The sequence below is a fragment of the Eubacteriales bacterium genome (assembly GCA_041390245.1).
In the GTDB taxonomy this organism is placed as follows: domain Bacteria; phylum Bacillota; class Clostridia; order Christensenellales; family JAWKQI01; genus JAWKQI01.
On record JAWKQI010000004.1, the window covers coordinates 169,130 to 193,399 of the forward strand.

The following is a 24,270-nucleotide window of genomic DNA, read 5'->3' on the forward strand; positions in this document are numbered from 1 at the left end:
ATAGGGTTTTAGATCAGCCGCATTTTGAATATCCGCAGTTCCTACAAATAATACAACCACCCTCATGTTCAACTTTCGCGCCGCACTCCGGGCAATAATTTGTCTTGCCTTTAAAATTTGAATTCTGGCCTTCTGCTTCCAGTTCATCTATAGCACGGTTGCTGCTTTGATATTTAGCTACTTTTTCTATCATTTTTGCTATAGCATCTGGGCAGGAGGTTACTTTTAAATTAGGCTGGCGTATAGTAGACGGGCAGCGTATACCTTTTAACTGGTCTATTATTATCTTAGTATCGATTCCGGATCTTAGCGCCATAGATACAAGACGCGCAGTTGCTTCGCTTTGGGATGGGCACCCGCCGTGTTTACCGGTGTTTGTAAAAACTTCGCAGATCCCTTCATCGTCGTAGTTTACTGTTATATATAAGTTACCGCAGCCTATTTTCATCTTTTCCGTAAAACCGGTTGTTATGTTAGGCCGTTCACGCGGAGCAAGTTTTTTATCCTCTTTTATTTCCTCTTTTATTTCGCCCGTTTTGACAGAACCGATGTTTAACACTTGGGAGTCACGGCTTCCGTCGCGATATATGGTAACACCTTTACAACCGAGTTCATATGCTAATAGATAAACCTTTCTTACGTCTTCCGGCGTTGCGGAGGAGGCAAAATTAACGGTTTTAGAAACGGCATTGTCTATATTTTCCTGAAACGCCGCCTGCATACGTATATGGTATTCAGGAGATACGTCGTGCGCACATACGAAAACGTCCTTTATATCTTTAGGTATCTCATCTATGTGTCTAAGCGTCCCGTTTTTAACGATCTTTTCCATAACATCCGCATTAAACAGCCCTCTTTTTTTAAGGACGTCTTTTAATATCGGGTTTACCTCTACTAACCTGGTGTTATCCATTACGTTCCTTATGTATGCGTATGCGAAAACAGGTTCTATGCCGCTTGAACAGCCAGCTATCATGCTAAGGGTACCGGTTGGGGCTATTGTGGTCACCGTGGCGTTCCTTATAGGCTTAGACTGGTCAAATGTGCTTTCACTGAAAGCAGGAAAAGCACCCCGGGTCTTTGCTAACTCCATGCTTGCTTCTTTACCACATTTTTGTATAAAGGACATAACTTTTCTGCCCATGTCAACGCCCTCGTTACTGTTATACGGTATACCCATCAAGATAAGCATATCCGAAAAGCCCATGATGCCAAGGCCGATTTTCCGGGTGTCTTTGGTATTTTTGTCTATAATATCTAACGGATACTTATTGACTTCGATTACGTTATCTAAAAAATGCACAGCGTTTCTAACTGTCTTTTCAAGTTTTTCATAATCTATTTCGTTTTTATCATTTAGCATCTTAAACAGGTTTATAGAACCTAAGTTACAGGCTTCATAAGGAAGCAGAGGCTGCTCGCCGCATGGGTTAGTAGATTCTATTTCGCCTTTTTTAGGAACAGGGTTATCTTTATTCAACCTGTCTAAAAATATTATGCCGGGCTCGCCGTTTTTCCAGGCTGCATTTACTATCGTATCAAAAACTTCTTTTGCATTTAGTTCTTTAACTACATTTTTTGTGTTAGGGTCTATCAATGCATAGTCTTCTCCGCCAGCAACTGCTTTCATAAATTCTTCGGTAATACCTACGCTTATATTGAAATTGGTTATATCGGCATTATCTCTTTTACAGTTTATAAATTCCAAGATGTCAGGATGGTCTATCCTAAGGATACCCATGTTGGCGCCCTTACGGGTACCGCCTTGCTTTACGGCTTCTGTTGCCATGTTAAATACTTTTAAGAAACTGACAGGGCCGGAAGCTATGCCGCCGCTAGAACTTACTGAGGCACCGTTTTGCCTTAAGCGGGAAAAACTGAATCCCGTTCCGCCGCCGCTTTTATGTATAAGTGCGGCATATTTGACCGCATCGAAAATTTCCTCCATACTGTCGCCGACAGGGAGCACGAAACAGGCAGAAAGCTGCCCTAAAGGGCGCCCTGCATTCATCAGTGTAGGTGAGTTAGGAAGGAATTCCAGGTTGGTCATCATGTCGTAAAAGACTTTTTCAGTAGCCTTGGTATCAGCATTCTTATCATATAACTTGTCTGCTGAAGATATAGTTTTAGCGACACGTTCAAAAAGCTGTTCAACAGTTTCCTCTACCTCGCCGTTTGGGCCTTTTTTTAAGTACCTTTTTTGTAAAACTATTTTGGCATTTTCGTTAATGTTCATAGTTTTTCTCCTAAAGTATAATATATAGTGTGAAATAATATATGGTATACTATATATGGTATTATCAAGTGCAAAAGATGTCAAGAGTAATTTTATATAATATTGTAAAAAAAGAGGCCTTTTTAGACCTCTTATACGTTAAACTTGAATAAAACTATGTCTCCGTCTTTTACTACGTATTCTTTCCCTTCCTGCCGGATAAGACCTTTTTCTTTGGCATGCTGCATATCACCTATATTTATCAAGTCCTCATAACTTATGACCTCTGCCTTTATAAAACCCCTTTCAAAATCCGAATGTATCTTTCCGGCGGCCTGTGGCGCTTTGGTGCCGTTTGGTATAGTCCATGCACGGACTTCTTTAGGCCCTGCAGTTAGATAGCTTATAAGCCCCAATAATTTATAGCTTTTCTCAACGAGGGTTTCAAGGCCGGATTTAGAAAGGCCTAAGTCTTCTAAAAACTCTTTTCGTTCTTCTTGCGTTAGTTCGGATAGTTCGTATTCTATCTTTGCACATACTATCATGATTTCAGCAGATTCTTTATCCGCCAGTTTAAATAGGGCTGTAAAACCTGGCAATTCATCAGTTGGAGCAGTTATATTGTCTTCGCTGACGTTTGCAGCATATATGACTGGTTTAGCTGTTAAAAGGTAAAGCTCATTTAAGACTTCTTTTTCTTCACCGTCTAAATCCATATTACGTGCCAGAATACCTTTTTCCAAAAAATCTTTTATCTTTTTTAGCGCCGCTGTTTCAATTACGTACTTTTTATCGTTAGTTTTAACTAATTTTTCAGATTTAATCAGCCGTTTATCAACTGTTTCCAAATCTGCAAAGATAAGTTCAAAGTTTATCGTTTCAACATCACGGAGGGGGTTTACGCTGCCGTCTACATGTGAAATATTGCTGTCCTCAAAACAGCGCACTACGTGGACTATTGCGTCTACCTCCCGTATATGTGATAAGAAGCGGTTGCCTAAACCCTCGCCTTTGCTTGCGCCCCGGACAAGGCCTGCAATGTCTACAAATTCGATGACTGCAGGAGTTATTTTTTCGGGATTGTGCATTTTGGACAGCACATTTAGCCGTTCGTCTGGAACGGCAACCATACCGATATTTGGATTTATAGTGCAAAACGGAAAATTTTCGCTCGCGACTTTTGCATTTGTAAGTGCATTAAAAAGGGTGCTTTTCCCCACGTTCGGCAACCCTACTATTCCTAACTTCATTTATCTTCTCCAGTGGATAAATATTTTTTTAAAAGGTCTATACTTATTTTTAACCGCCTTAAGCTCTCTTCTTTGCCTAAAAGGCATATGACTTCGATAGCTCCGCCGGGAGTGACAGGCACGCCTGTAACCGCTGTTCTTAAAGGCCCTAAAAGCTTGCCGCTTTTAATGCCCAGTTCTTCTGCGAGTTTAAGTAATACGTCTTTTATACCTTCTTCAGAATAGTCATTAAGCTTTTCCAATACTTTAAGGGAGGAAGTTAGAAAGGGCAGGCAATCTTTAGGAGTTGTCTTCATCTTCTTACTTACAAAAAGCTCCATGTCGTATTCGCTAAATTCCATTAAGAACTCAAGCTTATCATAGATTTCTGTCATAGTCTCCAGCCTCGGTTGTATTAGCCTTGATATAAGGCTGAAGTTAAAACGATTATGAGGCAACACTTTTACATAATAAGGTGTAGACAGGCGTAAAAACTCAACGGGAGGCAGCTGCCTTATATATTGTGCATTCATCCATTTTAGTTTATCAATATCAAATATAGCAGGTGAGCGGTTAAGGCCGCTTATCGAGAATTTTTCAACAAGTTCGTCTAAAGTGAAAAATTCCTGCTCGTCTCCGCTGCTCCAGCCAAGAAGCGCTATATAGTTTATGATAGCTTCCTTTAAATAACCTTTGTCTAAGAAATCCTTAAAAGATGCATCTCCATGCCTTTTAGAAAGCTTGTTATTTTTGTCGCGCATTACAGGGGGCAGATGTATATACATAGGTTTTGGCCATTCAAGCGCATCGTATATTAGATTGTATTTAGGCGTCGAAGATAAATACTCAACCCCGCGTATTACATGTGTTATTGCCATTAAGTGGTCGTCTATTACGTTTGCCAGATTATAAGTTGGAAAACCGTCTGATTTTATTAGTATATTGTCGTCTAAGTCTGCAAGAGGAACTGATACTTCGCCGTATACTTCATCTTTATATGTATATACGCCTTCGTTTGGTATGTTTTGGCGGATGACATAAGGAACGCCTTCTTTTAATAACCTCTCTACTTCTTCTTTGGGGAGATTAAGGCAATGTTTATCATAAGCGGTATTTCCGTCTTTTCTGCCTTCCCTTAGGGAATCTAAACGCTCTTTTGTGCAAAAACAATAGTAAGCTGCGCCTTTTTCTATCAGCTTTTTTGCATATTCTAAATAAATTTCTTTTCTTTCGCTTTGAATATACGGCCCAAAGGCGCCGCCGATATCGGGGCCTTCGTCGTATGTTAGGCCGGTTAAGTTAAGAGTATCGTAAATGACTTTGCATGCACCTTCAGTTTCACGCTTTTGGTCTGTATCTTCTATTCTTAATATAAACTGTCCATGGTTTTTACGCGCAAACAGCCATGAGTAAAGCGCGGTCCTCAAACCTCCTATATGTAAATAGCCTGTTGGGCTTGGGGCAAATCTCGTTCTTACTAGCATAATAAAACTCCTTTAATATAAAACGGATATGTAAATATTTTATTTTTTTTCTACTTTGGCCCAGCTGTCTTTTAAACCGACTACCTGGTTAAAGACTAAATTATCTTTTGCTGTATCAGGGTCTACAGAAAAATATCCCTGGCGCATGAACTGAAAAGTATCTCCAATTGAGGAGCCTTTTAAGGAGGGCTCAACAAAGGCGTTATAAACTTTCTTAGAGTCTTTATTTAACCTTTCGCTGAAGTCTGCTTCGGGGTTATCATCTGTTAAAAGATAATCGTAGACATTCACTGTTGCAGGAACGGCGGTCATAGCATCTACCCAGTGAAGAGTACCTTTTATTTTTCTGCCTGCCGTCTCGCCGCCAGATTTAGAAAGCGGGTCTATAGTGCAAAGAAGCTTAAAGACTTTGCCGTTCTCATCTTTGATGACTTCATTGCATTTAATTATGTAAGCGTATTTAAGCCTTACTTCGCCTAAAGGCTTTAAGCGAAAGTATTTATTTGGCGGGTCTTCCATGAAATCGGATTTTTCTATGTATATCTCGTTTGAAAACGGTATTTGCCTTATGTCAGTTGAATCAAAAGGCATATTTTCAGCGGGTAACATCTCGGTGTCATTAAAATTGGTAAATACAACTTTTAGAGGCTCTAAAACTGCCATGCGCCGAGGAGCTTTTAGATTTAAGTCTTCTCTTATGCAATGTTCGAGCAATGCTGAAGAGACTTCGCTGTTGGATTTGGCAACGCCTATCCTGTCGCAGAAATCCCGTATCGCTTCCGGAGTATAACCTCTTCTTCTTAAACCGCTTAAAGTGGGCATCCTAGGGTCGTCCCAGCCGGATACGAAACCTTCGTCTACCAGTTTTTTAAGATACCGTTTGCTCATTATTGTACGGGTTAGATTAAGCCGTGCAAATTCGTACTGGTGTGGAATGTTTTCACAATCACAGTTATTTATAAACCAGTCGTAAAGCGGGCGGTGGGATTCGAATTCGAGCGTGCATATACTGTGTGTAACTCCCTCATAAGCATCTTCCAGCGGATGTGCAAAGTCATACATCGGGTAGATGCACCACTTATCTTTAGTCCTATGGTGAGAAGCCTTTAGTATACGGTATATGACCGGGTCCCTCATATTTAAGTTAGGGGAGGACATATCTATCTTGGCACGCAATACTTTTTTGCCGTCGGCATATACGCCGTTTTTCATTTCTTCAAACAACTTTAGGTTTTCTTCCATGCTTCTTTCCCGATATGGGCTGTTCTTTCCGGGCTGTGTTAAAGTCCCCCTATATTCGCGGATTTCTTCTGAGTTTAGATCGCATATGTAGGCAAGGCCTTTTTTTATCAAGATAATAGCCCTGCTATACATATAATCGAAATAATCGGATGCAAAACATTTTTTGTTCCATTCAAACCCAAGCCATTTAACATCTCTTTCTATTGAGTTAATGTATTCCATCTCCTCTTTGGTTGGGTTAGTATCGTCATAACGGAGATTGCATTTGCCGCCATATTTTTGTGCCGTCATAAAATTTAAGCATATGGACTTTGCATGCCCTATATGCAGATACCCATTTGGCTCCGGCGGGAAACGGGTTATGATCTTTAAATCCGGGTTTTCCTTAAGATCATTTTCTATTATTTCTTCAATAAAGTTTTTCTTTTCAGTCTCTGCCATTTTAATCTCCAAAACCTGCTAAAAATTCACATACCCTATTATATAAAAAGAATTATAACATTTCAAATGTTTTACAAAAAATCCACCCGATATTTCGAGCGGATTTTATTTTTAAGATTATTTTTTTATATTAAAACATAACTCTTGGAAAATTAAGCTCACAACTGTCGCAGTAACCATTCTTTTTGTCATAGCATAGTTTACAAAGGGGAGCATTACAGCTACAGCAGTATCTTACGTCTTCTTCAGTTAAAGGCCTTCTGCAGTTGCTACATTTTTTTTCGGCCATTATTTTTTCCTCCTCAGATATTTTTGATATATTATTAATATCTCCAAAATATATATTTATAAATGTTTTTTATTTTGGAATGTATTGACTTTTTAAAATAAGTGTTATAAAATATTAAAAATCAAATTTAAATGCTATGAAGTAGGATAAAACACCTTTTAAAAGCTTTTTAGAGAGCTGTCGGTAGCTGGAATGACAGCATGCTTATAAATAGGTCTCTCACCTACGAGCTGGCAATTAATGCCCGGGTATGTTCTCCGTTATCAAGGAACAAGCGTTATATATTATGACGCTATAAAGTGAACGCAATTTTTGCGTTAATGTGAGTGGTACCGCGGAAGTTATTAAACCTTCGTCTCTTTGTTTATAGAGATGAAGGTTTTTTTATATAAAAAATAAATTTATGAGGTGGTAAAAATGGCCAGAAAAATTAAAATTTTTGACACGACTTTAAGAGACGGCGAACAATCGCCGGGATGCAGCATGAACTTAAATGAAAAACTAAAGATTGCTAAGCAGCTTGAACGCCTCAAAGTTGATACTATAGAGGCGGGCTTTGCGATTTCAAGCCCCGGGGATTTTGAATCTGTTAAGGCTATTGCAGAGGTTATTAAAGAGTGTTCTGTCGCATCACTTTGCCGTGCAGTTAAACGCGACATCGATACGGCTTATGAAGCCGTTAAGGGTGCTGCTAATCCGGTGATTCATACCTTTATCGCAACGTCAGATATTCATATGCAATATAAATTGCAGATGAAGCCGGATGAGGTTTTGGAAAGAATACGTGAAATGGTGACCTATTCAAAGTCGCTTTTGCCAAACGTGGAGTTTTCAGCTGAAGATGCATCAAGAAGCGACAGGGAGTTCCTTAAAAAAGCGGTGGAGATGGCGATAAATTGCGGTGCAACAGTAGTAAATATACCTGATACTGTTGGATACGCTACTCCTGATGAGATGTATGACATTATATCTTATTTAAAGAAAAATGTGGAAAACATAGACAGGGTAGATGTATCAGTGCATTGCCATAACGATCTTGGCATGGCAGTTGCAAATTCTATAGCAGCAATTAAGGCAGGTGCATCCCAGATAGAATGTACGATAAACGGTATAGGAGAACGTGCAGGGAACGCTGCCCTTGAAGAAGTGGTAATGGCTATTCAAACAAGAGGGCAATACCTAGACGCATATACGGATATAGATACGACTCAGCTATACCGTTCTAGTAACAAGTTGTCGCGTATCATAGGCGTAAACATTCCGCCGAATAAAGCGATAGTTGGCGCTAATGCTTTTGCGCATGAGGCAGGCATACACCAGCACGGAGTCATGAAGAACCGCTTAACGTATGAGATAATGACGCCAGAATCAATAGGGCTTATTAAAAACAGCATGATACTTGGCAAGCATTCTGGATCTCATGCGTTTAAGGAGAGATTAAGTGAACTTGGCTACAGGTTAGCTCAGGATGAAGTGGATGTAGCTTTTGAAGAGTTTAAGAAACTTTGCGATAAGAAAAAAGAAGTTACGGATTATGATATAGAGGCATTGGTAGAACATAAGTCGCAGACCGTTAAGCACTACAAACTTGAAAAGTATATCATAAACAGCGGAAATACGCTTACGTCTACTGCAAATATAGTTTTAAACCACGACGGAGAAATGGTAGAAAAGGTTTCTCTTGGCGACGGGCCTGTTGATGCGGCATACAAAGCAGTGGAAAAGATAGTACAGATGAAATTCAAGCTGATGGATTATAAGATAAAATCTGTATCCCAGGGCGAAGACGCGCTCGGCGAAGTAACGGTTAAAGTAAACTATAATGGAAATACGTATATAGGAAGAGGGCTTTCTACTGATATATTGGAATCCAGTATTTTAGCATTGCTTCATGCCGTTAATAAAATTATTTCAAGGCAAGATGCAAACAAATAATAAGTAATAAAAAACCGGCTTAAAAGCCGGTTTTTTATTAAATTTAAACATTAAATATAATTAACGATTAAACAAATTGACCTTTGGTTTACATATTTAAAAGTGAATAATTACTGCTAAAAACTTGCATTATATAAGAAAGCTAAAGAATCTTAATAATCTAATTTTGCTAAAGACTAGAAAAAAACCCTTTAACCGAATCGAATAAAGACTGTATGCCGGCAGATATCCAATCCCATCCAAAATACATAATAGCAGCAACGCCTATAACGGCTAGTAATGTAATAATAAGATTTTTCACTGTTTTCCTCCAAATATCCTTCTATATAAATAATTATTCTTTTACATTTACAAAACTTTTATCAATCTTTAAATTCTTCACGGTTTTTGCCTAGGAAAAATACGGCAACAGTCCCAATCCCGGTATGGCTGCCGATTACGGGGCCTATCATATTTATAAAGACTCTTTTTATTCCGGGGATATGACTTTTAATACGCTCGGCAACGTAATTTGCATCTTCTATACAATTAGAATGGCTGATAAATATTTCCTGGCCATCAGGATTGACTATCATCTCTTCCATTCTGGATACCAATTCATTTAAAGATTTCTTACGCCCTGCAGTTTTACTTACAGGAATCAATTTTCCTTTGTTATCTACATGAAGTACTGGTTTTATATGAAGAAGCGTTCCTAGTAATGCAGCACCGCTGCCAAGACGACCGCCGCGCTTTAGATGCTGTAAATCATTAACTGTGAACCAATGGTTAAGGTTAAGTTTATTTTCATTAATCCAGTTATATATCTTATCTATGTCTTCGCCGGCATCTTTCTTTGACACGGCGTAATTGACAAGCAGCCCATAGCCTAAAGATGCAGCAAGAGTATCTATAACGTATATTTTTCTATCCGGGTATTTTTCTTTTAATATTTCTGCCGCGGAAAACGCGCTACCACAAGAACCGGATAATCCGGATGAAAATGATAAATGCAGTATATCTAAACCATCTTTTAAATAAGGTTCGAATGTATTTACATATGTATCTACGTTGACTTGCGAAGTCGTTGGCATTGCACCTTCATCGATTCTATTATAAAACTCTTCATATGACATTGTGGTGCCTAAGTCATCGGAATAGACTTTGTCATTAATAATAAATGAATAATAAAGGCAAGGTATATTGTGTTCCTTAAAGAATTTAAGGGGAAGATCTGCTGTAGAACAGGCAGAAATGATAAAGTTATTCATTTAATTTCTCCTTTAAAAGGTTTATTTTACGACTTAAGTATTAGCTTAATATTATATCATGAAGCCAAAAATTACAATACTTTGCGGTATTTTTTACAATTAATTTATTATTGGGCAAAAAAATAATTTAAAAAAAATGAAATATCCAATTTAAAAAAATGCAATTTTTAAAAAATACACTTGCAAATTACTTCATTATATAATAATATATAGTATGATTTGAAATAAATGTTTAGACAACATTCTTAAAATATATGGAGGAACACATGAAACTATCTGATAGGGTTTTAACAATATCACCCTCATTAACGCTTAAAATAACCGCCCAAGCAAAAGAATTAAAGGCATCCGGTAAAAATGTAATAGGGTTTGGGGCAGGGGAACCGAATTTTTCTACACCCGGTTTTATATGCGATGCAGCCAAAGAAGCTATAGACAAAGGCTTTACGAAATATACTCCTGCGTCTGGAACCAGAGAGTTAAAGACATCTATAGCTGAAAATTTATATAAAAAATCCGGCCTTTCATATGAGGCGGATTGTATAGTTGTGTCCAATGGTGCAAAACACTCGCTTTTCAATATATGCCAGGCAATATTAAATCCAGGGGACGAGTGCATTTTGCCTTCGCCTTATTGGCTTACTTATCCTGAACTTATAAAAATGGCCGGCGGTGTTCCTATATATATAGAAGGAAAGGAACAAAACGAATTTAAGCCGACAATTGAGGATTTCAAAAAAGCTATAACTAGCCATACAAAAGCTATTATGTTAAATTCACCATCTAACCCATGCGGCTGTGTATACACTAAAAAGGAACTTGAGGAAATAGCGAAAATAGCCGTAGAAAACGACCTGTATGTGATTTCAGATGAGATATATTCAGAACTGGTTTACGATGGAAATGAACATGTAAGCATTGCATCTTTGGGAGAAGACATAAAGGAGCGCACAATAGTCGTAAACGGTATGTCCAAGGCTTACGCAATGACAGGGTGGAGGATCGGATACACTGCAAGCAACAAGGAGCTGGCTAAAGCTATGGGTTCTTACCAAAGCCATGCAACTTCAAACCCAAACAGTATAGCACAATATGCAAGCGTTGCTGCATTAAAGGGAAATGATGATTTTATTAAAGATATGGTCAAAGTATTTGACAACAGAAGAAATTTGATTTGTTCGCTTTTAGATAAAGTACCTGGTTTAAGCTATATACGCCCTAAAGGTGCGTTTTATGTAATGGTAAACATAAGCGGAGCCATAGGCAAATCGATAAACGGGCAGGTAATTTCAGGATCGGCAGATTTTGGAGAGCAACTGATTAAAAACGTATTGGTTGCAGTTATACCGGGAGCTGCATTCGGAGCAGACAACTATGTAAGGCTTTCATATGCATTATCGGAAGCAGATATAACCGATGGCATAAAGCGTATTAGTGAATTTATGGATATGCTTAAGTAAAAGGTTAAAGCTAGAATATTAAAGGGAAAGAGATTGAGTTAAATGTTAGTATTAGATAAAAAATCCAATTTACTGGAGGAAAACGATTTTCAGTATCCGTTGCAAGACGTTAAAGACCCACAGCTATTCAGAGATATGTTTGAATATAAACAAGTACCCAAAGTTTCTTTCAACCATAGGGTAGTACCTATGAACATGCCGGAAGATATATGGATGACAGATACGACGTTTAGGGACGGGCAGCAGTCCCGTGCGCCTTTTACGTCTAAACAGATAGTGGATCTATTTAAATTTGAAAATAAACTGGGCGGGCCAAATGGTTTGATCCGTCAGAGCGAATTTTTCGTATATACAGCAAAGGACAGGGAAGCCGTTGAACAATGTCTGGCGTTAGGCTACAAGTTTCCAGAGATAACGACTTGGATACGTGCATCTGAAAGTGATTTTGAACTTATTAAGAAGATAGGCGTTAAAGAAACCGGAATATTAGTCAGCTGTTCGGACTATCATATTTTTAAAAAGATGAATTTGACACGCTCTAAGGCTATAGACAAGTATTTAGGCGTGGTAAAGATGGCGCTTGATAAAGGCATACGCCCGCGTTGCCATTTTGAAGATATAACGAGAGCAGATTTTTACGGTTTTGTCGTTCCTTTTGCATCTGAGCTTAAAAAACTTATGGACGAAACTAAAATACCAATAAAGATACGTATATGCGACACAATGGGATACGGGATATCTTATCCCGGGGCTGCGCTTCCAAGAAGCGTACAGGGTATCGTATACGGTTTAAGGTTTTATGCCGGGTTTAGCAGTGAACTTTTAGAATGGCATGGGCACAACGACTTTTACAAGGCGGTTACCAATTCTGTTACAGCATGGCTGTATGGATGCTCAAGCGTAAATGCTTCGCTTTTAGGTCTAGGAGAGAGAACGGGGAACTGCCCTCTTGAGGCCATGGCAATTGAATATGCACAGTTAAAGGGTAATACAGGAGGAATGGACCTATCCGTTATAACCGAGATAGCTAATTATTTTGAGAAAGAAATAAAGTATCATATCCCTTCCAAGACGCCTTTTGTAGGGAGAAATTTCAATGCTACAAGAGCTGGTATTCATGCGGACGGGCTTCTAAAGGACGAAGAGATATACAATATATTTGACACACAGCATATACTTAATCGCCCTGCAGTTGTTTTAGTCGATGCACATTCCGGCCTCGCTGGAATAGCACACTGGATAAATGCACATTTTGCAATAGATGCAGATAATAAAATAGACAAGAAGGATAAGATAATAGTTAAGATAAAGGAATACATAGACGACGAGTTTGCAAAAGGCAGAGTTACGACTTATGGCGATAATGAGCTTGAGGCAATAATAAAAGAGATAGATCCTGAGTTACACCATTCCCTTTGTTATGACATATCATCTAAAAAAAATAAGAAATAATTAATAGCAGCCTTTAAAGGCTGCTTTTAAATTACCGGAGGGAATATTACATCTATTTGTGTGCCATGACCCACCTGGCTTACTACTTTTATCTTTGCATTATGATGTATAGCAACGTGTTTGACGATAGCAAGGCCAAGGCCGGTGCCTCCGGTTTCCTTGCTTCGGCTTTTGTCTACACGATAGAAACGCTCAAATATCCTTTCATGAAGTTCAAGGGGAATGCCTATTCCGGTATCTTTTACTCGGAGCACGGGGCAGCCTTCGCTCTTGAAAACAGAGACGGTTACAGAACCATCTTTATTGTTGTAACGTATTGCATTGTCGCATAGGTTATAGATAAGCTCCTCCAGCATATCCCTTTTCCCGTTAACCAGGCAGGCAGACCCTTTTGCAGATATATTTACGCTTGCCCTTTCTGCATTAAAAGAGAGCAGTTCAACAGTATTTTCTACAAGTGAAAACAGGTCTATAATTTCAAAATCTGTATTTGAATATGGAGTGTCTAACTCCGAAAGTTTTATTATATCGCCTATGAGTGAAATAAGGCGGCCTGCTTCATTATGTATTTTAGAGGCAAAATCCGCTATATCTTCGTCTTTAGCCATTCCGTTTTCAAGCATTTCCGCATAGCCGGATATAGATGTTAGAGGCGTTTTTAATTCGTGGGAGACATTTGCCGTAAATTCCTGGCGGATACGTGCATTCTCTATTTTTTGCAAATGCTGGTTTTTAATAGACAAAACAAAAGGTTCCAGTTCTTTGTACGGAATATTTTTGTCTATCTCATCGATATTATGTGCCATTGCCTCAATAGGCTGGACTATTCTCTTTGTAAACAGTATCGATAATATGCCGGAAAGTAAAATCAATACCAAGGATACAATTATTATCGTAAATACCGCTTGATTATATTCAGTATATAAGTCAGCTAATTTTATTGATGTTATCAGTATATTATCGTCGCTTAGCTTTATTGCATAGTAATATGTTTCATACCCATTAGCATCGGACACGTGTATCGATTCTCCGCTGCCGGTATTAATTGCGCTTTTAACTTCGGTGGCATTTAGGCTGTAGTCTGCCTGCGCAATATCTGTACCGCTGTCAAATATTAAGTTTCCGGATGTAGATATAATGGTTAAACGCAGATTATCTAAACCTAAAGTAGTTAGTTCATCATAGCCGTTTGAGTTATTATAATTTAGGGCGATTAATTTAGAGTTTGATTGTATATTATTTTTAGCCTGTTCGTAAAATGATGTTTTGAAAATTACGGTTATAAATACCGTAGTTATAAGAATTGACAATAAAATTATAGCTATAAATAGGGTAGTTATCCTTTTTTTCATTTAAGAATATCCTTTTTATTCTATTTTATATCCTACATTCCTAACGGTTTTTATGATTTCACCGCATTTACCGAGTTTTTGCCTTAAAGTTTTTATATGCATATCTACAGTACGGCTTTCGCCTTCGAACTCTGTTCCCCAGACCTTATCCATCAATTTATTCCTGGAAAGAACTATACATGGGTTTGCAAGTAGGTATTTAAGCAGTTCGTATTCCTTAAAAGTGAGGTCGCATACCGTATTATCCGCTGTAACTAAATGTTTTTCATCGTCTAACGTAACATTCCCAAATTTATATAACATCTGGGTTTCCATATTTGTACGGCGAAGAATAGCTTTTACCCTTGATATAAGTTCCATAATTCCAAAAGGTTTTGTTATATAGTCGTCTGCACCGTAGTCTAACCCTTTGACTATGTTTAACTCATTGACTTTTGCAGTAACGATAATTACGGGGATATTTTTAGTTAGGGCATCATACCGTAACTTTTTCAAAATATCAAAACCGTCTTCGCCTGGAAGCATTATGTCTAAAATAACCAAAGAAGGAAGCTGATTTTTGCATTCAGCAAAAAAGCTTTTTGCGTCACCAAATTCTAAAACAGTATAGCCACTGTTTTTTAAAGCATAGCTTTCCATTTGCCGTATATTTATATCATCTTCTACTATATAGATCATAATACCGCCTTGTCAGCTTAAAAGGTTTAAAGCACTTATGATAAAGTATACTTATTTTTAAATTCTTCAAATAGCCTTGAGTAAGTAGTCTCGCCTGAGCTTTTGATAGAATTTAGGTATTTATGGGTATCAAAGCTGTTTTTGCTTACTTCGATTATACATACAGCAATGTTGGAGCAGTGGTCCGACACCCTTTCTAAGTTTGCAAGAAGATCTGCAAATATGAAGCCCAGCTCTATGGTACAGGTGCCTTTTTGCAAACGGTCTATATGTCTTGTCTTAGCTTGAGCCTTTAGCAGGTCTATAACCTCTTCTAAAGGTTCTACTTGAGCCGCGAGGGTCAAGTCATCGTCTGTAAAAGATTTGATTGCAGTATTTAGTATTTCTCTAACTGCAGAATATATAACGTCTAAATCCTTGTTTGCCTCATCGGAGAATACTATATTTTTATCGCGCATCTCCTGGGCTACTTCCAGTAAGTTCGTAGAATGGTCGCTGATACGTTCAAAATCTCCTATACAATGAAGAAGTTTTGAGGCCTCATGGCTGTCTTTATCCGTTAAGTCTTTGCCGCTTAGTTTTACTAGATATGTACCAAGCTTATCTTCATACATATCTACTTTAGATTCGGATTCCAGTATGTTTTGCGCATTTGTTTCGCTGTAGTTTTTCATGTTATCAAGGGAAAGGATAAGCGAATCACGAACGTTTTCTGCCATTGAACGGGCAACTGTTTTGGCCTGAGCAATTGCAAATGACGGATTTGATAAAAAGCGTTCGTCTAGAAGCTGGATTTCTTCAGGCCCGGTGTCTTTAGATTTTATAGTTAAGCACGCAAGCTTTTCAAGCTGTTTGGTTAACGGCAGCAATACAGAGGTACCAAGTATGTTAAAGATACTGTGAACTACTGCGATGCCGATTGGGCTGATCGTATAATTTACAAATGCAAAGTTAAATATATAATTTAACAAATAGAATAATGTCAGGAAAGTCACCGTACCTATTATATTGAAATAAAGGTGAACGACAGCAGCGCGTTTTGCATTTTTATTAGTTCCAATAGCAGACAAAAGCGCAGTTATGCAAGTACCTATGTTTTGGCCCATAATAATTGGCATAGCTGTTGCATAAGTCATGCTGCCGGTTAATGACAGTGCCTGTAAAATACCGACAGATGCAGAAGAACTTTGTATAATGCCGGTAATTAATGCTCCGGCCAAAACCCCTAGGAGCGGGTTTGAAAACAGTGTCAATATATTTGTAAACTCGGGAATATCGGCTAAAGGCTTTACGGCTGAAGACATCGTTTCCATCCCCAGCATCAGTATGGCAAAGCCTATCATTATTGTGCCGACATCTTTTTTCTTAGTGCTTTTTAAAAATAGAATAAATATAACGCCGATTAAAGCGATTACAGGAGACCAAGATGCAGGTTTTAACAGTTTTATTAAAATACTATCACCTTGGATCCCGACCAAACTAAGTATCCAGGCAGTAACGGTAGTTCCGATGTTTGCTCCCATTATTACCCCAATTGCCTGTCTTAATTTCATTATACCGGAATTTACAAAACCAACGACCATGACTGTCGTTGCTGAAGAGGATTGAATTATAGAAGTAACGCCTGCACCAAGCAGGACGCCCCTTAAGGACTTGATGATAGTTTTTCTAATATGTGTTTAAATTTACTTCCAGATTGCTTTTCAAGAGCATCCCCCATTAGGTGCATTCCATATAAGAAAACAGCTAGCCCGCCAATAAGTGATAAAATTGAAAATATGCTCATTAAATTCCCCATGCCGGCACTACATCCGCCGACGATACCTTTCCACATTACTTTATTACTTTAATAAGTTTAAGTTAAAAAAGTAAAATCCGTATGCACCTAAATGTAAAATCTGTGTAAAATAAAAACTATCAATTATATATTAATATAAAATTTATAATAAGAAAAGGTTAAGTTTATGAAAAAAATAATTACCAAAATATTTGTTATATATATATTATATAAGGAAGAATAATTGGGTTACTTAACTGACAGATTAAACGTTGACAAAAAAATATAAAGAATATAAAATAAATAATTAAGCATGGGCGCGCGGGTGTAGCTCAATGGTAGAGCGTCGGCTTCCCAAGCCGGTTACGTGGGTTCGATTCCCATCACCCGCTCCAAAAATGCGGAATAAAAAGATAAAACACTTGGAGGAGAATAAAAATGGCAAAGGCAAAGTTTGAAAGAACGAAACCCCACGTAAACGTAGGGACGATAGGGCACGTAGACCATGGGAAGACAACGTTGACAGCAGCGATAACGACGGTATTGGCAAAGTACGGGAAAGCGCAGGCAACGAAGTATGATGAAATCGATAAAGCACCGGAAGAAAAGGAAAGAGGAATAACGATAAACACAGCGCACGTAGAGTACGAGACAGATAACCGGCATTACGCACATGTAGACTGCCCAGGACACGCAGACTATGTAAAGAACATGATAACAGGAGCAGCGCAGATGGACGGAGCTATATTAGTAGTATCAGCAGCAGACGGCCCAATGCCGCAGACAAGAGAACATATACTGTTGGCAAAACAGGTAGGAGTACCGTACATCATAGTATTCATGAACAAGGTAGATATGGTAGATGACCCGGAACTTTTAGAGTTGGTAGAAATGGAAGTAAGGGAACTGTTATCTGCATATGAATTTCCGGGAGACGATATACCGGTTATAAAGGGAAGCGCATTAAAGGCATTGGAAGCAGCACAGACAGGCGAAGATGTAAAAGATAATCCAGACTGCAAATGTATCTTTGAATTAATGGATGCAATAGACAGCTATATACCAACACCGGAAAGGGCATCAGATAAGCCGTTCTTAATGCCGGTAGAAGACGTATTTTCAATAACAGGAAGAGGAACGGTAGCAACAGGGAGAGTAGAAAGAGGCGTAGTAAAGGTACAGGATACCGTAGAGATAGTAGGATTAACAGACAAGCCTAAAAGCACAGTAGTAACCGGAGTAGAAATGTTTAGGAAACTGCTGGATCAGGCAATAGCAGGAGACAACATCGGAGTATTGTTAAGAGGCATACAAAGAACAGAGATCGAAAGAGGGCAGGTATTAGCAAAGCCGGGATCAATACATCCGCACACACATTTTAAGAGCGGAGTATACGTACTGACCAAAGAAGAAGGCGGAAGGCACACACCATTTTTCAATGGATACAGGCCGCAGTTTTACTTCAGGACAACAGACGTAACAGGAGTAATCGAATTACCAGAAGGAACAGAGATGGTAATGCCGGGAGACAACATCCAGATGGAGATAAAGTTAATAACGCCGATAGCGATAGAAGAAGGATTAAGATTTGCAATAAGAGAAGGCGGAAGAACAGTAGGAGCTGGAGTCGTTTCAGAGGTTATTGAATAATTGACATAATATTTAAGCAAGGAGAATTTTTAAAAATTATTCTCCTTGCTTAAATATAAAAAATAAATAAGATGCGTTGACAATGTTTGGCGCATGTGATAATCTAATAAGGAACTCATGCAATCGGAGGGCCTTATGGCCTTTTTAGTTTGCTTTAAATTGGAGGTTTTTGATATGCGCGTTAAGGTAACGCTGGCATGCACTGAGTGCAAACAGAGAAATTACGATACAATGAAGAATAAAAAGAACGATCCAGACAGGCTGGAAATGCGTAAATACTGCAGATTTTGCAGAAAGCATACTTCTCATAAAGAAACAAAATAAATTTTAGGATGTAAATACTATGGCAAAAACCAAGCTGTTAGGAAGCGAAAAAGAAGCTAAACTTAAAGCTAAAAAGCGTCAGCAGAAAAAACAGAAAAAACAGAGAAAAAGTATCATCAGGTTCTTTAAAGAGGTCTATTCTGAACTCAAAAAGGTTACATGGCCTACGTTTAAGGATTTAGTTAAGCATACTAGCGCAGTCATAATCTTTATTTTGGTAATGGGTGCGATAATATTTGTAGTTGACACTGTTTTATCGCAAGTTTGGAAATTACTACTTAAATAATTTAGGAGGCTTAAAAGGAGTTTTCCTTTTGTTGTGCCAATGGTAGAAGAAAAAGAATTAGATACAATTGAATTAGAAGATGAGAAACAAGAAGCAAATTCAGAAGAGGATTTAGATGCTTTAGAGTCTTTAAGTGAAGAAAAGCAGAAAAAACGTCATGACGTTTTTATTAAGCAGGAAAAAACTACTAAGGCATATTGGTATGTGGTTCATACCTATTCTGGATACGAGAATAAAGTTAAGGCAAACCTCGAAAAAACCATACAAAACAGCGGGCTTAACGATGTTATATTAGAAGTTAAAGTTCCTATGGAAGAATCTATCGAGGTTAAAAATGGCAAGAAGAAACACATTTTAAAAAAGATGTTTCCTGGCTATGTTATGGTTAAGATGTTTTTAACAGACGATTCCTGGTATGTTGTCAGAAACACCAGGGGAGTTACCGGCTTCGTTGGGCCGGGGTCTAAACCCATACCTCTTACAAATAAAGAAGTTAGGGCAATGGGCGTTGAAGCTATACCGATAAGCTTGAATGTAGATTTAGGCGATAACATAATGATAACTACGGGGCCGCTTGAGAGCTTTATTGGAATAGTAAAAGAAATAAACGTGGAAAAACAAAAAGTGAAAGTTACTGTGTCTATGTTTGGCAGAGATACAGACGTTGAATTAGACTTTGTTCAGATAAAGAGATTATAAGGGCATTATTTGCTTTTATACGTGGGAGGGTTAAACCCGCATATACCACATCACGCTATAAGGAGGCTATTTAAATGGCAAAAAAGATATCCGGCTATATAAAACTTCAGTTGCCTGCCGGAAAGGCAACTCCTGCACCACCGGTTGGGCCGGCACTAGGTCAGCACGGAGTAAACATAATGGAGTTTTGTAAAAACTTTAATGAGAAAACGGCAAAACAGGCAGGGCTTATAATCCCTGTTGTAATTACGGTTTATGCAGACAGATCGTTTTCATATATTACTAAAACTCCGCCAGCAGCGGTGTTGATTAAAAAAGCAATAAAATTAGAAAGTGGATCTGACACACCTAATAAAAAGAAAGTCGGCAAAATCACTAAAGCACAAATTAAAGAGATTGCAGAACTTAAAATGCCAGACTTAAATGCAGCGAGCGTTGATTCAGCCATGAGCATGATTGCTGGAACTGCTAGAAGTATGGGCGTTGAGGTTGTAGACTAAGCTTTTTTAGAAAGTGGGAGGCTAAACGGCCGAGTAACCACCAAGGAGGTAGTAAATGAAAAGAGGAAAGAAATATTTAGATAGCGCGGCAACTTACACAAAGACCGAGCTATATGATTTAGAAAAAGCGATTGAGTTAGCTCTTTCAACTGCAAAAGCAAATTTTGACGAGACGATAGAGCTTTCAGCAAAATTAGGCGTTGATCCGCGTCATGCAGATCAGCAGGTCAGAGGCGTTGTCGTTTTACCGCATGGAACTGGTAAAAAAGTCCGTGTTTTAGTTTTTGCTAAAGGCGACAAGGCAAAAGATGCTACGGATGCCGGAGCAGATTTTGTTGGGGCAGAAGAGATGGTAGAAAAGATCCAAAAAGAAAACTGGATGGATTTTGACGCATGTGTCGCAACACCAGACATGATGGGAGTTGTAGGTAAAATAGCTAGGATTTTAGGACCAAGAGGTTTAATGCCTAACCCGAAATCAGGTACGGTTACAATGGATATAGCAAAGGCTGTTAACGACATTAAAGCCGGTAAAGTTGAATATAGGGTAGACAAAACGTCTATAGTTCACGTTCCTATCGGTAAAAAGAGCTTTGGAAGCGAAAAATTATCTGAAAACCTTAAAGTGTTGATGGAAGCTATAGTTAAGGCTAAACCTTCATCTGCAAAGGGAACGTATTTGAAAAGCGTAGCAATATCTTCAACTATGGGACCTGGAATTAAAATCAATCCGCTTAAGTTTTTAAATTAAAAACTTTTGTTGACTTTATCCTATAAATTAGGGTAAAATATATTTTGTCAAAATTAAATATTTAAGCCTAAGACAGCAGGTGCGTGAAAACGCTTAAAATTTTGCCAGCCGAGGTAGAAAAAGGTTTATTTAACCCTTTTTATAGCTGCTGTTTTGGTTGTTTGTAAAAAGGGTTTTGTTATTTTAAAGAAGCTATAAGGAGGTGAAATTATTGTCAAAAGAAATAATCAACGAGAAGAAGCTTATAGTAGATGAGCTCGCTGAAAAGATGAAAAAAGCTCAGGCAGTCATTTTTTATGATTACATCGGTCTTACAGTTGCAGAAGCAACTGAGCTTAGAAATCAGTTTAGAGCAAAGGATATTGAGTATAAGGTAATAAAGAATACCATGCTTAAAAGGGCTGCAGATGCACTTGAATATGATAAGGTAGACGATTATTTAAAAGGCCCCACAGCGGTTGCCTTCAGTTATGATGATCCGGTTGCACCAGCTAAAATATTATCTGACTTTGTTAAAAAACTCAAGAAAACTCAGATAAAATCCGGTATTTTAAACGGAAAGGTTATGGATGTAAAAGGAGTGGAATCCTTGGCTACATTGCCTTCTAGAGAAGAATTGTTGTCAAAGATGCTTGGAAGCTTGAATGCACCTATTACCGGCCTTGTTATGGCATTGTCCGGCGTTCCGAGAAACCTTGTATATGCATTGAATGCAGTTAAAAATGTAAAAGAAAACTAATTAACATATTTTATGGAGGAAACAAAAAATGGATAAAGCAAAATTTATCGAAGAAATAAAAAACATGACAGTTTTAGAATTAGCTGAAATAGTTAAGGCTTTGGAAGAGGAATTTGGCGTAAGCGCTGCTGCTCCTGTAGCTGTAGCTGCTCCTGCTGCTGGCGGTGCTGCTCCTGCTGCTGAAGAAAAGAGCGAGTTTGATGTAGTATTAAAAGAAGTAGGCGCTGAAAAGATTAAAGTTATCAAAGTTGTCCGTGAAATTACCGGCCTTGGATTAAAAGAAGCTAAGGATTTGGTCGACGGAGCTCCTCAGAAAGTTAAAGAGGGCGTTTCCAAGGAAGACGCTGATAAGCTTGTTGCACAGTTTAAAGAAGTTGGAGCAACAATCGAACTTCAGTAATTTAATATAATTTAATTAAACATCTCTCAAATAAAAAAGCAGCCTTTTAGGCTGCTTTTTTATTTTCTTTAAATTATGATCTTTTAAACTTAGGTCTTAAAATTTCCGAATAAATTACTGCCCGGGTTATCTCGTCTTTGGTTGAAAATAAGTTTAAAAATGTACTTTTACCGGCAGTTTCATTTAAAGCATCATCATAATCATGTTCTTTATAGGCATTTGAATCGTATACGTAAACAGGAGATGACCATTCTTTTATTGGTTCTGTTTTAATAGAGTTTACCGGTGGCACGGAAAACGTCATTTCCTGATTTTCAAGAGATGTGCCTTCAAGGCTCGGAAGCGCTTCTTCATCTTGAAACCCCATATCTTTAACTTCTATGTCCTGCTCAGTTTCTTGCTGAAACTGCTTTTCAAAGAAATTAAGCGCCTTATTATAACCGAAAAATTGGCTAATATCATCAGTATTAACTGTTTGCCTGTTATTAGCTTCGTTGTTATTGTCAGATTTTTCATCCCGCTGATTTTTTTTCTTAAATGCGTTGATAATAGAAATTACAGCGCCAATAACGATTATAAGAGTAAGTACTCCATCCATTTAAAACACCTTACTTATCTTTTTTATCCGAATCGGTCACATTTCCGGAAATAGATTCCCTCATATTAGTATCTGCGATTACGTTTTTCATGTTGTAATAATCAAGAACACCTAATTTTCCGGCTCTCAATGCTTCGGCCATAGCGATAGGAACGTTTGCATCTGCTTCCACAACTTTTGCTTTCATTTCCTGGACTCTAGCTTTCATTTCTTGTTCCGTAGCAACTGCCATTGCACGGCGCTCTTCAGCTTTTGCCTGGGCTATTTTCTTGTCAGCTTCAGACTGGTCTATCTGTAACTGTGCACCGATATTTCTGCCGACATCTACATCGGCTATGTCGATTGAAAGTATTTCAAATGCGGTTCCGGCATCAAGGCCCTTGCTTAAAACGGTCTTTGAAATCCTATCCGGATTTTCCAGAACTTCTTTATGTGTGCCGGAAGAACCGACAGTTGTAACGATACCTTCGCCTACACGGGCGATAATGGTCTCTTCGCCTGCGCCGCCGATAAGCCTGTTAATATTCGTTCTAACAGTTACACGGGCTTTTGCACGAAGCTCTATGCCGTCTTTTGCAATAGCAGCAACTATAGGGGTCTCAATGACTTTTGGGTTTACGCTCATACGTATTGCCTGGAGTACATCGCGGCCGGCTAGGTCTATTGCTGTGGCCTTTTTAAAATCAAGAGGTATTGCTGCCTTTTGGGCTGCAATGAGCGCATCTGAAACACGGTCTACATTACCGCCTGCGAGAAAGTGTGCTTCTAAATCGTTTTGATTTAACTTTAAGCCGCCTTTTGTTGCTTTTATCAAAGGTATAACTATTTTAGAAGGCGGAATTTTTCTAAGCCTCATACCCACTAAACTAAAGATCTTAACTTTAACGCCCGAAGCAAGAGCAGAGATCCAAAGCCTTATTGGTACAAAACTAAAGAAGATTGAAAGAAGTATTATTGCAGCGACAATAATTCCAATGATAATTAATAGTGAACTGGCATCATTCATTTTTTTTCTCCTTGTAAATTAATATTTTTAGTCTTTAACTTCTGTGACAAACACCCTGTTACCTTCTATCTGTGAAACGGCTACTGTTGTACCTGCTGCTATGTATTCGCCGTCTGTTAAAACGTCTACTTTGATTCCATTAAATATCGCACTTCCAGCCGGGCGAAGGGTAGTTAAAGTTTTCCCTGTTATTCCTTTTTCAAAAGAAAAAGGAATATTTGAGTTGGAATTGATTTCGTTTTTAAGCACTATATCGGTTTTTGCTATAGCGCCTTTTGTGGCGCTGCGATAAAAGATAAGTGCCAAGATAGTTACTAAAATCCCTATTGCTAAAAATAGAATCAGGCCTTCTAATAGGCTCTGTGCCTGCAAGAGTATAGAAACTACTAATAGTATTATGCCCGAAACTCCGGCAATACCAAAACCTGGGACGAACATTTCAACAAATAAAAGCCCAATACCAATTAAAAAGCAAATCACTGCTGGGATACTTATAACAGCAAATAGATCCAT

At 38.3% G+C, this 24,270-nt stretch carries 25 protein-coding genes, 1 tRNA gene and 1 other annotated feature; of the genes, 12 read left to right on the plus strand and 14 right to left on the minus strand.

Going from position 1 to position 24,270, the window contains the following annotated elements; translation table 11 throughout:
• Nucleotides 1–13 precede the first annotated feature (13 nt).
• The 5 genes from R2876_06385 to R2876_06405 form a co-directional block, all read right to left on the minus strand.
• Complete coding sequence (locus R2876_06385; GenBank protein MEZ4358231.1) at nucleotides 14–2,236, minus strand: vitamin B12-dependent ribonucleotide reductase; 2,223 nt, start codon at nucleotides 2,234–2,236, stop codon at nucleotides 14–16.
• A gap of 131 nt (nucleotides 2,237–2,367) precedes the next feature.
• Complete coding sequence (ychF, locus tag R2876_06390; protein MEZ4358232.1) at nucleotides 2,368–3,465, minus strand: redox-regulated ATPase YchF; 1,098 nt, start codon at nucleotides 3,463–3,465, stop codon at nucleotides 2,368–2,370.
• Nucleotides 3,462–4,928 carry a glutamate--tRNA ligase gene (gltX, locus tag R2876_06395; protein MEZ4358233.1) on the minus strand — a complete coding sequence of 489 codons (1,467 nt, stop codon included), beginning with the start codon at nucleotides 4,926–4,928 and terminating at the stop codon, nucleotides 3,462–3,464. The genes ychF and gltX overlap by 4 nt, the downstream gene beginning before the upstream one ends.
• Nucleotides 4,929–4,967: 39 nt before the next feature.
• Nucleotides 4,968–6,611, minus strand: a complete 1,644-nt coding sequence (locus R2876_06400; protein MEZ4358234.1) for a glutamine--tRNA ligase/YqeY domain fusion protein — start codon at nucleotides 6,609–6,611, stop codon at nucleotides 4,968–4,970.
• A 130-nt stretch (nucleotides 6,612–6,741) separates the two neighbouring features.
• Complete coding sequence (locus R2876_06405) at nucleotides 6,742–6,900, minus strand: hypothetical protein (GenBank protein MEZ4358235.1); 159 nt, start codon at nucleotides 6,898–6,900, stop codon at nucleotides 6,742–6,744.
• A 417-nt stretch (nucleotides 6,901–7,317) separates the two neighbouring features.
• Here R2876_06405 and R2876_06410 point away from each other — a divergent pair, with 417 nt between their 5' ends.
• Nucleotides 7,318–8,835: a 2-isopropylmalate synthase gene (locus R2876_06410; protein MEZ4358236.1), complete on the plus strand. Its 1,518-nt coding sequence runs from the start codon at nucleotides 7,318–7,320 to the stop codon at nucleotides 8,833–8,835.
• 169 nt (nucleotides 8,836–9,004) lie between these two features.
• On the opposite strand, the gene R2876_06415 is transcribed toward R2876_06410, so the two are convergent.
• Nucleotides 9,005–9,136 carry a hypothetical protein gene (locus R2876_06415; protein ID MEZ4358237.1) on the minus strand — a complete coding sequence of 44 codons (132 nt, stop codon included), beginning with the start codon at nucleotides 9,134–9,136 and terminating at the stop codon, nucleotides 9,005–9,007.
• A 61-nt stretch (nucleotides 9,137–9,197) separates the two neighbouring features.
• Nucleotides 9,198–10,085 carry a DegV family protein gene (locus R2876_06420; GenBank protein MEZ4358238.1) on the minus strand — a complete coding sequence of 296 codons (888 nt, stop codon included), beginning with the start codon at nucleotides 10,083–10,085 and terminating at the stop codon, nucleotides 9,198–9,200.
• Nucleotides 10,086–10,351: 266 nt separating this feature from the next.
• Here R2876_06420 and R2876_06425 point away from each other — a divergent pair, with 266 nt between their 5' ends.
• Nucleotides 10,352–11,545 carry a pyridoxal phosphate-dependent aminotransferase gene (locus R2876_06425; GenBank protein MEZ4358239.1) on the plus strand — a complete coding sequence of 398 codons (1,194 nt, stop codon included), beginning with the start codon at nucleotides 10,352–10,354 and terminating at the stop codon, nucleotides 11,543–11,545.
• Nucleotides 11,546–11,587: 42 nt separating this feature from the next.
• On the plus strand, nucleotides 11,588–12,997 hold the full coding sequence (locus R2876_06430) for a 2-isopropylmalate synthase (protein MEZ4358240.1): 1,410 nt from the start codon (nucleotides 11,588–11,590) through the stop codon (nucleotides 12,995–12,997).
• Between the two features lie 26 nt (nucleotides 12,998–13,023).
• Here the strand turns inward: R2876_06430 and R2876_06435 are convergent, their stop codons facing one another.
• The 4 genes from R2876_06435 to R2876_06450 are packed head-to-tail and all read right to left on the minus strand — an operon-like array spanning nucleotide 13,024 to nucleotide 16,861.
• Nucleotides 13,024–14,349 carry an ATP-binding protein gene (locus tag R2876_06435; GenBank protein MEZ4358241.1) on the minus strand — a complete coding sequence of 442 codons (1,326 nt, stop codon included), beginning with the start codon at nucleotides 14,347–14,349 and terminating at the stop codon, nucleotides 13,024–13,026.
• A gap of 15 nt (nucleotides 14,350–14,364) precedes the next feature.
• On the minus strand, nucleotides 14,365–15,027 hold the full coding sequence (locus tag R2876_06440) for a response regulator transcription factor (GenBank protein ID MEZ4358242.1): 663 nt from the start codon (nucleotides 15,025–15,027) through the stop codon (nucleotides 14,365–14,367).
• Nucleotides 15,028–15,062: 35 nt separating this feature from the next.
• A complete protein-coding gene (locus R2876_06445) occupies nucleotides 15,063–16,700 on the minus strand; it encodes a Na/Pi cotransporter family protein (protein ID MEZ4358243.1) in 1,638 nt (545 codons plus the stop codon).
• Nucleotides 16,673–16,861 carry a hypothetical protein gene (locus R2876_06450; protein ID MEZ4358244.1) on the minus strand — a complete coding sequence of 63 codons (189 nt, stop codon included), beginning with the start codon at nucleotides 16,859–16,861 and terminating at the stop codon, nucleotides 16,673–16,675. The genes R2876_06445 and R2876_06450 overlap by 28 nt, the downstream gene beginning before the upstream one ends.
• Nucleotides 16,862–17,125: 264 nt before the next feature.
• Between R2876_06450 and R2876_06455 the strand changes: the two genes are divergently transcribed.
• From R2876_06455 to rplL, 9 genes are all read left to right on the plus strand, one after another.
• Nucleotides 17,126–17,199, plus strand: a tRNA-Gly gene (locus R2876_06455).
• A 43-nt stretch (nucleotides 17,200–17,242) separates the two neighbouring features.
• A complete protein-coding gene (tuf, locus tag R2876_06460; protein ID MEZ4358245.1) occupies nucleotides 17,243–18,454 on the plus strand; it encodes an elongation factor Tu in 1,212 nt (403 codons plus the stop codon).
• Nucleotides 18,455–18,628: 174 nt separating this feature from the next.
• Entirely contained in the window at nucleotides 18,629–18,778 is a 150-nt protein-coding gene (gene rpmG / locus R2876_06465; GenBank protein ID MEZ4358246.1) for a 50S ribosomal protein L33, read from the plus strand.
• 19 nt (nucleotides 18,779–18,797) lie between these two features.
• Nucleotides 18,798–19,064 carry a preprotein translocase subunit SecE gene (secE, locus tag R2876_06470; protein MEZ4358247.1) on the plus strand — a complete coding sequence of 89 codons (267 nt, stop codon included), beginning with the start codon at nucleotides 18,798–18,800 and terminating at the stop codon, nucleotides 19,062–19,064.
• Nucleotides 19,065–19,232: 168 nt separating this feature from the next.
• Nucleotides 19,233–19,763, plus strand: coding sequence for a transcription termination/antitermination protein NusG (gene nusG / locus R2876_06475; GenBank protein ID MEZ4358248.1), 531 nt, complete (start codon nucleotides 19,233–19,235; stop codon nucleotides 19,761–19,763).
• Between the two features lie 74 nt (nucleotides 19,764–19,837).
• The gene (gene rplK, locus R2876_06480; GenBank protein MEZ4358249.1) at nucleotides 19,838–20,263 is read left to right on the plus strand and encodes a 50S ribosomal protein L11; all 426 of its coding nucleotides are present in this window, start codon (nucleotides 19,838–19,840) and stop codon (nucleotides 20,261–20,263) included.
• A 55-nt stretch (nucleotides 20,264–20,318) separates the two neighbouring features.
• A complete protein-coding gene (gene rplA / locus R2876_06485) occupies nucleotides 20,319–21,014 on the plus strand; it encodes a 50S ribosomal protein L1 (protein ID MEZ4358250.1) in 696 nt (231 codons plus the stop codon).
• Between the two features lie 48 nt (nucleotides 21,015–21,062).
• Nucleotides 21,063–21,202: a sequence feature (ribosomal protein L10 leader region), on the plus strand.
• Nucleotides 21,203–21,216: 14 nt separating this feature from the next.
• Nucleotides 21,217–21,753, plus strand: coding sequence for a 50S ribosomal protein L10 (gene rplJ / locus R2876_06490; protein ID MEZ4358251.1), 537 nt, complete (start codon nucleotides 21,217–21,219; stop codon nucleotides 21,751–21,753).
• A 28-nt stretch (nucleotides 21,754–21,781) separates the two neighbouring features.
• A complete protein-coding gene (gene rplL / locus R2876_06495) occupies nucleotides 21,782–22,153 on the plus strand; it encodes a 50S ribosomal protein L7/L12 (GenBank protein MEZ4358252.1) in 372 nt (123 codons plus the stop codon).
• A gap of 73 nt (nucleotides 22,154–22,226) precedes the next feature.
• Here the strand turns inward: rplL and R2876_06500 are convergent, their stop codons facing one another.
• The 3 genes from R2876_06500 to R2876_06510 are packed head-to-tail and all read right to left on the minus strand — an operon-like array spanning nucleotide 22,227 to nucleotide 24,270.
• A complete protein-coding gene (locus tag R2876_06500) occupies nucleotides 22,227–22,751 on the minus strand; it encodes a hypothetical protein (GenBank protein ID MEZ4358253.1) in 525 nt (174 codons plus the stop codon).
• A gap of 10 nt (nucleotides 22,752–22,761) precedes the next feature.
• Complete coding sequence (gene floA / locus R2876_06505; protein ID MEZ4358254.1) at nucleotides 22,762–23,757, minus strand: flotillin-like protein FloA; 996 nt, start codon at nucleotides 23,755–23,757, stop codon at nucleotides 22,762–22,764.
• Between the two features lie 27 nt (nucleotides 23,758–23,784).
• The gene (locus R2876_06510) at nucleotides 23,785–24,270 is read right to left on the minus strand and encodes an NfeD family protein (protein ID MEZ4358255.1); all 486 of its coding nucleotides are present in this window, start codon (nucleotides 24,268–24,270) and stop codon (nucleotides 23,785–23,787) included.

Excerpts from the sequence above, each read along its gene's own strand:
- R2876_06410 (MEZ4358236.1), top strand. The coding sequence starts at position 7,318 with ATGGCCAGAAAAATTAAAATTTTTGACACGACTTTAAGAGACGGCGAA.
- R2876_06385 (MEZ4358231.1), bottom strand. The coding sequence starts at position 2,236 with ATGAACATTAACGAAAATGCCAAAATAGTTTTACAAAAAAGGTACTTA.
- ychF (MEZ4358232.1), bottom strand. The coding sequence starts at position 3,465 with ATGAAGTTAGGAATAGTAGGGTTGCCGAACGTGGGGAAAAGCACCCTT.
- R2876_06510 (MEZ4358255.1), bottom strand. The coding sequence starts at position 24,270 with ATGGATCTATTTGCTGTTATAAGTATCCCAGCAGTGATTTGCTTTTTA.
- R2876_06450 (MEZ4358244.1), bottom strand. The coding sequence starts at position 16,861 with ATGTGGAAAGGTATCGTCGGCGGATGTAGTGCCGGCATGGGGAATTTA.
- floA (MEZ4358254.1), bottom strand. The coding sequence starts at position 23,757 with ATGAATGATGCCAGTTCACTATTAATTATCATTGGAATTATTGTCGCT.
- rplK (MEZ4358249.1), top strand. The coding sequence starts at position 19,838 with ATGGCAAAAAAGATATCCGGCTATATAAAACTTCAGTTGCCTGCCGGA.
- rpmG (MEZ4358246.1), top strand. The coding sequence starts at position 18,629 with ATGCGCGTTAAGGTAACGCTGGCATGCACTGAGTGCAAACAGAGAAAT.
- R2876_06435 (MEZ4358241.1), bottom strand. The coding sequence starts at position 14,349 with ATGAAAAAAAGGATAACTACCCTATTTATAGCTATAATTTTATTGTCA.
- R2876_06500 (MEZ4358253.1), bottom strand. The coding sequence starts at position 22,751 with ATGGATGGAGTACTTACTCTTATAATCGTTATTGGCGCTGTAATTTCT.
- secE (MEZ4358247.1), top strand. The coding sequence starts at position 18,798 with ATGGCAAAAACCAAGCTGTTAGGAAGCGAAAAAGAAGCTAAACTTAAA.
- R2876_06420 (MEZ4358238.1), bottom strand. The coding sequence starts at position 10,085 with ATGAATAACTTTATCATTTCTGCCTGTTCTACAGCAGATCTTCCCCTT.
- R2876_06400 (MEZ4358234.1), bottom strand. The coding sequence starts at position 6,611 with ATGGCAGAGACTGAAAAGAAAAACTTTATTGAAGAAATAATAGAAAAT.
- rplA (MEZ4358250.1), top strand. The coding sequence starts at position 20,319 with ATGAAAAGAGGAAAGAAATATTTAGATAGCGCGGCAACTTACACAAAG.
- rplL (MEZ4358252.1), top strand. The coding sequence starts at position 21,782 with ATGGATAAAGCAAAATTTATCGAAGAAATAAAAAACATGACAGTTTTA.
- R2876_06405 (MEZ4358235.1), bottom strand. The coding sequence starts at position 6,900 with ATGGCCGAAAAAAAATGTAGCAACTGCAGAAGGCCTTTAACTGAAGAA.
- R2876_06430 (MEZ4358240.1), top strand. The coding sequence starts at position 11,588 with ATGTTAGTATTAGATAAAAAATCCAATTTACTGGAGGAAAACGATTTT.
- R2876_06425 (MEZ4358239.1), top strand. The coding sequence starts at position 10,352 with ATGAAACTATCTGATAGGGTTTTAACAATATCACCCTCATTAACGCTT.
- tuf (MEZ4358245.1), top strand. The coding sequence starts at position 17,243 with ATGGCAAAGGCAAAGTTTGAAAGAACGAAACCCCACGTAAACGTAGGG.
- R2876_06440 (MEZ4358242.1), bottom strand. The coding sequence starts at position 15,027 with ATGATCTATATAGTAGAAGATGATATAAATATACGGCAAATGGAAAGC.
- gltX (MEZ4358233.1), bottom strand. The coding sequence starts at position 4,928 with ATGCTAGTAAGAACGAGATTTGCCCCAAGCCCAACAGGCTATTTACAT.